The following is a 6263-nucleotide window of genomic DNA, read 5'->3' on the forward strand; positions in this document are numbered from 1 at the left end:
CGGTTTTTTGGATGATGACCAATAAACTAATTAACCTGCTAATTCTTCATCCTTCCCTGCTCTGCTTCGGTACCTGTTGAGCGGCGACGGGCCGGTTTAATCTCATTTTTGCCGAAACGATAGGTAAAGCTGAGGCGGCCGATCTGTGTTTCATTTTTTTGATGTAATGAGTAGGTTAAACCAGGATAAGCACTTGATAGATTATTTTCAGACATATTAAATACATCTGATAAGGCCAGCTTCAAACTTGCTTTTTTGTTGAACATTGATTTACTTAAGCCTGCATCAATATAATAACGGGCTTTTAAACTTAGTGTTCCATAGTCCAGTGGCGATTCGTAGCTGCCGTTTATCTCCGCCGTAAATCCGTCCATAATGGTAAAGGTTTGCTGAGATTTAAACTGAAAAGATGTTTTTCCGGTTTTTAAAGCACTTCCGGCCAGATCTGGCGCTTCAAAACTAAGATAAAAAACATTTAGGTTGTTATTGGTCTGCCACCATTTTGTAAGCTGAAGTGGTACATTTAGATTAGCATTGTAGCTGATATTGGTGGCAATATTTGCATTGGTTTGGTATAGCGATTGGCTTGCTGCGTCAGGCAAAATCACTTCTGCAATTACATCATTAATTCTGCTATAACCTATTGAGAGCATATATTTTTGCAAAAGGGTATAACTCAGCTCAAAATTGTGAGTATACTGTGGATTTAAAAAAGGATTACCTTTGCTATAGGTAAACTCATCCAAATAATAAATAAATGGATTTAAAGCATCGTAACTCGGGCGGTCTATCCTTCTGCTGTAAGAAAACCCTAACTGATTGTTTTTTGAAAGCTTTTGCTGCACGAATAATGTAGGGAAAAAATCCCAGTAATTTCGCTCAACAACCGTATTTTTAGTGATCAGGTTTCCTTTCGAATTGGTTTGTTCAACCCTCAATCCAATTTGCACGCTGGTATTTTTAAACTGTTTATTTACATTGGTATAAGCTGCATTTACATTTTCGTCGTATACAAATTGATTGCTCCTTCTGGTATCATTTTCCCAGGCACTATTGACATACGCTTCTGCCTGAAGATCATTATCCGTCTTCACCCAACTGCTTTTGAGCCCGGCTTCAAGTTTAACCGTTTTGGTTAGCGAAACATTATAATCGATTTTAAATGCCTTGATATCAATAATGGAAGGGGTATTGTTCCGGGTGTAGATGATTGGGCGGATGCTGTTTCCATTTTCAAAACGGTAATCGTTCGCATAATCAGAACCGTCGTTTCCTTTGTACCTGGAATAATCTACATCGGCCGAAATTTCTGAGCCGGCGGTATCTAAAACAGATTTGTAATTTAGATTATAAGAAACATTATTGTATTTGTTTGTCTGCAATGAATTGGTTGTCAAAGTCGAATCTGTCTTTTGAAAAGACGGACCGATTAAGGTGTTATTAGTTGAAGTTTCATTGCCGTGGTTAAAATAACCGTTAACCAATATTCCAATGGTGTTTTTCTTGTCAATGAAATAATCCAGTCCGGCCTTCAGGTTATTGTTATATTGTTTTCTGTTGCTCTCACCTACCTGCATAAAATAAGTATCGGTTGTGCCATTTGAAATGCGGTCGATAGCAATCAGGTTATTGCGCTCAAATTTGCCATAACTATAATTGCCAAAGAGATTAACTTTCTGTGCGCGGTAGTTTAGGTTTAAACCCGTATTTGCCCTCAGGTTTTTGCCATAACCTAATGATCCGTTTATGCTACCGTTTGTGCCGCCGTTTTTATTTTTTTTGGTTTTGATATTGATGATTCCTGAATTACCTGAGGCATCATATTTGGAAGATGGATTGGTGATCAATTCAATGCTCTCAATGTCTGAACTCTGCATATTCCGTAGCAGGTTGGCTACATCGGCACTGCTCATGTAGGTTTGCTTGCCATCCAGTTGAATTAATACGCCCTGCTTGCCCATCATCGAGATCTTATCGTTTTGATCAACGGTTACGCCGGGTGCTTTTTGTAAAACTTCAAGCGCAGTAGAGCCGGTCATAACCGCACTATTGGAAACGTTCATTACAATCTTATCCATTTTTCTTTCGATTAATGGTTTGGTAACCGCTACATTTACTTCTTTTAGGTTTTGAGTGCTTGCAATAAGCTGTGCCGTTCCAAAATCTACTTTCTGATGATCTTCTGTTAGAACAATGGTTTTACTTTTAAGGGTTTTGTACCCCATGTTGCTGGCTTTATAGTAATAACTCCCCTTGCCTGAAATGGTGAAATTAAATGTTCCACTTGGGTCGGTAAATGCCGTTTTAACCACACTGGAATCGGATGCTTTAAAGAGTACGACGGTAACGTAATCTGCAGGTTTTTTAGTTTCATCTAAAATTATCCCGCTGATGTTCGGTTTAGGATTGGTTTGTGCAAAACCTGTTTTAACAGTAAAAAGAAGCGTAAGGAAAAATGCTATTTTGTATAATGTTTTCATGTTTGGTGTATTTATTCTTTAAAAAATGGGCAAAAAGAGTCCTATACCGCATTTGCATGCGCTTTCAGTTTAATTACCTGCTTATTTAAAGTTTAGTCCGGGAAACGAAGGGTTTCCGTAATTTGTTATCAGTAAGACGACCGTTTTTTGAAAAGGTTACAGGGATTTTGAAAAAGTCTGAAGTCGGGATTTCGAAGTTCAGCGTACTGAGGTGGAAATCTATGGCCGAGTTTAGAGATTGAAAGAATGGAGAATAGCGCTGTTTAAATTAAGTTTGCGCTATGCCTCAAATAAATTTACAGCGACATGTATATGCAAATCTTTATTTCGTTGCGTCATTCTGAACTTGTTTCAGAATCCTTAGGGAGAGAGAGAAATAGATATCTCCACAGCATAATGCGTTTGCCAGATAGATCCTGAAACAAGTTCAGGACGACGATTTGCAGAAAGAAGTTTTGCAATATGATAAAGTAATAGAGATCGATTTCAGTTAACCCATTGAAACAATTAAGGAATGTACAAGTTGCTTTTCACAATTAACTTTAAACTAGTGACAAATAAAATCAGTGAATAAAAAGGTACAGGCCAACAAATAAAATATCTGTTGGCCTGTACCTTAAATTATTTGAGTTGGCAAATATTATTTTACGCCCAGTACATCAACGCCTTGTTCAAAAACCACATCAACCGGGATATTCTTTTTGGTCAAACGGTCAAGGTCTGTTTGAAGCGTTGGATGAATAACTGCTTTCTCTTTTTGTGCCTTTTCTACTGCAGCTTTATCGCCGTTACCTTGAAGGGTAAGGATGAACGCACTCAAATCGTTCATTGCTGATGCAAATTTTTCGAAGTTTACTTTATAGGTGCCTTTTGGCGTACGCTCGAAAGCACCTTTTTCCTGAAAATAATTAAAGCATTGCATGTTTGCCTTTCCATGTGCTTCAGAAACACCAAAGCGGACTGAGCGCAAGATACCGGCCATAAATGTGGTATAGTAATCTTTAATATCACCTTGCAATTCGCCCTTTTTAAGCAGGCCGGTTACCATATATAAACCTAATATGTCGGCTTTGCCTTCTTCCAGCCAGCTGTATTGTTCTTTTAATGCGGCACGAACAAAGCCTTTTCCGGTAATGGTTTTTTTAATCCCTAAGCCATGTGCTACTTCATGAAACATTACGTTTGCAAAAAAAGCATCAAATTTAATGTACTGCTGTTGGTCGGATTCAATTAATTCTTTTGATATCGGTACCAGGATCTTGTCGAATTTTGCCTGCATGGCATTTTTCAGCTGCGAACGGCGTGTGCCTTTTTCCTGTTGAATTTTTTCATCGTTTGGTAGGTTAACAGCAATGGTTTTAGATCCCGCATTACAATCTCCGGCATAATAAACTACATCATACGCGTTTAACTCCGAGTCCGTTCCAGGGGTTTCTGTTTTATATTTTGCTGCAACCGGTAGGTTTTTCTGTAATTCGGGAAGCATTTTTACATACTTTGCCAAACGTTTGCTCCATTCCTTATCTTTAATTAATACATAAGCTTCGTAACTGGTACGGGCGTTAAAAAGTTTGTCTTCATAATTTTCGATCGGGCCGATAATAATATCCAGGCCATTGGTTTTCATATCCAGCCAGGCATAATCACTCGCCGTAAAATTATCGGTTACCAAGGCGTCTGCCCTTAAGTTTAAATATTTTTTTAAACCGGCATCTTCTGCAATTAACGCAGCCTGTTTTAACAAGGAGCTTGCCTTTTGTAATTCAGCAGCAAACAGTACGTGATAAGGGACGGTTGATAATTTGCCTGTACTGTCTTTTTGAACAACAGAATAGGCGCCAAATTTATCTTTGAGGTCTGATTTTTCTATCGTTTCCTTTGTAATTCCCTTTGGATAAAAGAATGCTCCTTCTGGTTTGGGGCCTACACCTTCAACGAAAGGTTTATCGTTATTTAATCTATCCCAGGGACCATAGTTGATATTAACAAAATCGCGGGTTTTTTCATCTTTAATAGTGGCCAGCAGGCTATCTCTTTGCGGGTAAGCTTGTTTCCAATAAAGCTGATCCATAATTTCTGCCGCCTGGATTAACAGAGGCAAAATTTTGCGGTCGTTAACACTAAGCCCGTTAATATTGGTCGTTAATTTTACCCTTTCATAAATCGGTAACCGCTGTGCAACATAATCGGTAAGACTATCTTTTTGTACTACTGCAGTATTTTCATGATTAGATTTATTATTGCCGGTACAAGATGATAATGCACCTGCTGAAATGGCTATCGCTGATACAAACAGGGTTGATCTGTATAAATTCTTCATAGTAAAGTATATGGCCGCTAAATTAGTAAATTTTAAAAGCTTTGTATAAAGTTTGATGCATTGGGCGAAGTTTAGCATAACTTTGTACCTTCATTTTTTTTAAAATCAACATGCCCATGCCGTTTTCCAATTTATACAAAACATCTTTATTAACTGCTTTTTCTCTGGCCATGATTTTAGCCTCATGCACAACCAACAGGTACGCGGCAACAGAAAAAATATATAAGGATAAGGCAAAAGGCTTTGCAGAAATTATTGGAACGGTACCTCCAGCCGGGCAATTATATGATTCGTTAAATCCAACAAATCAGCAGTGGATTGGTTCTGTAAATTTTGGGATACGCAAACCAAATTTTGTGGTGATCCATCATACGGCTCAGGACAGTTTAGCGCAAACCATCAAAACATTTTTCTCAACCAAAGCAGGTACCAGCGCGCATTACGTAATTGGTCGTGATGGTAAAGTGGTGCATATGGTTAACGATTATTTACGGGCAAACCATGCTGGTGTGAGCAAATGGGGTAAAGATACCGACCTTAACTCTTCATCTATAGGAATTGAACTGGATAATAATGGTTTAACCGATCCATGGCCTGATGCACAGATCAATAGCTTGTTAAAGTTGCTGGCAACGCTAAAAAAAACATATAACATACCGACGGCGAATTTCATTGGTCATGCAGATATTGCACCAGGCCGTAAAAATGACCCCAGGAATTTCCCGTGGAAGAAATTGGCAGACAAGGGTTTCGGGTTTTGGTATGATGATGTGCTGAAAAATCCACCTGCAGACTTTGATACAGAAAAAGCCCTTAAATACATTGGTTATAATACGGCTAACCTGCCGGCTGCCATTGAAGCTTTCAAAATACACTTTATACAATCAGATATCACAAAAACATTAACACCAGTTGATATTTTGGTGTTGTATAACCTTTATACGAAATATTAAGCGGAGTGGCTTTTGTTGTAGATTGCACTCATGCCATCATCATGAGGGATAGATTTTATAAAAATCATATAGATTACAGAGGAGTTTTTTGCAGTGATAGGTATTGAGGAATCGTCATTGCGAGAAGGCTTTTTCAGCCAAAGAAGCAATCTTACAATGATCGCTACTAGCATGCGCTTTAAGATTGCTTCGTACCTCGCAATGACGACTCTTTATTAAGAAATTTGTCAAAGGAAGTTTGTTCCAGGATCTTTAAAAGTGTAATGTCCAAATTTATGGCGTAAAAAAGAATGCTAATATTTGCTATCACATTCTTCTCTGCATGCATTTGCCGCCAAATTCTGGCAAAAAAAACACGGATAATCTGTGGTTATCCGTGTCTATTTGGTGCGCCGGGCATGGCAATCGACTATAGGGTTAGAGTCCCGAACACGCTTAGCAGTAGGAAGTGTTAGCTAAAGACAAGGGTGTCGTGGGTGACTGCGAATCTGAAGGAAGTCGGCGGCAAAT

General features: G+C 38.6%; 3 protein-coding genes. 1 reads left to right on the forward strand and 2 read right to left on the reverse strand.

The window, feature by feature from the left end; translation table 11 throughout:
* Positions 1 to 38: 38 nt before the first annotated feature.
* Positions 39 to 2480, reverse strand: a complete 2442-nt coding sequence (locus ACFE6N_RS03265; RefSeq protein WP_378933815.1) for an outer membrane beta-barrel protein — start codon at positions 2478 to 2480, stop codon at positions 39 to 41.
* Between the two features lie 640 nt (positions 2481 to 3120).
* Positions 3121 to 4800 carry a dipeptidyl-peptidase 3 family protein gene (locus ACFE6N_RS03270; protein WP_378933817.1) on the reverse strand — a complete coding sequence of 560 codons (1680 nt, stop codon included), beginning with the start codon at positions 4798 to 4800 and terminating at the stop codon, positions 3121 to 3123.
* Positions 4801 to 4916: 116 nt separating this feature from the next.
* On the opposite strand from ACFE6N_RS03270, the gene ACFE6N_RS03275 reads away from it, so the two are divergent.
* Positions 4917 to 5753, forward strand: a complete 837-nt coding sequence (locus tag ACFE6N_RS03275) for an N-acetylmuramoyl-L-alanine amidase (protein ID WP_378933819.1) — start codon at positions 4917 to 4919, stop codon at positions 5751 to 5753.
* The last annotated feature ends 510 nt before the right edge of the window (positions 5754 to 6263 follow it).

This window comes from Pedobacter sp. BG31, from assembly GCF_042464845.1.
Classification (GTDB): Bacteria; Bacteroidota; Bacteroidia; order Sphingobacteriales; family Sphingobacteriaceae; genus Pedobacter; species Pedobacter suwonensis.

Excerpts from the sequence above, each read along its gene's own strand:
- ACFE6N_RS03265 (WP_378933815.1), bottom strand. The coding sequence starts at position 2,480 with ATGAAAACATTATACAAAATAGCATTTTTCCTTACGCTTCTTTTTACT.
- ACFE6N_RS03270 (WP_378933817.1), bottom strand. The coding sequence starts at position 4,800 with ATGAAGAATTTATACAGATCAACCCTGTTTGTATCAGCGATAGCCATT.
- ACFE6N_RS03275 (WP_378933819.1), top strand. The coding sequence starts at position 4,917 with ATGCCGTTTTCCAATTTATACAAAACATCTTTATTAACTGCTTTTTCT.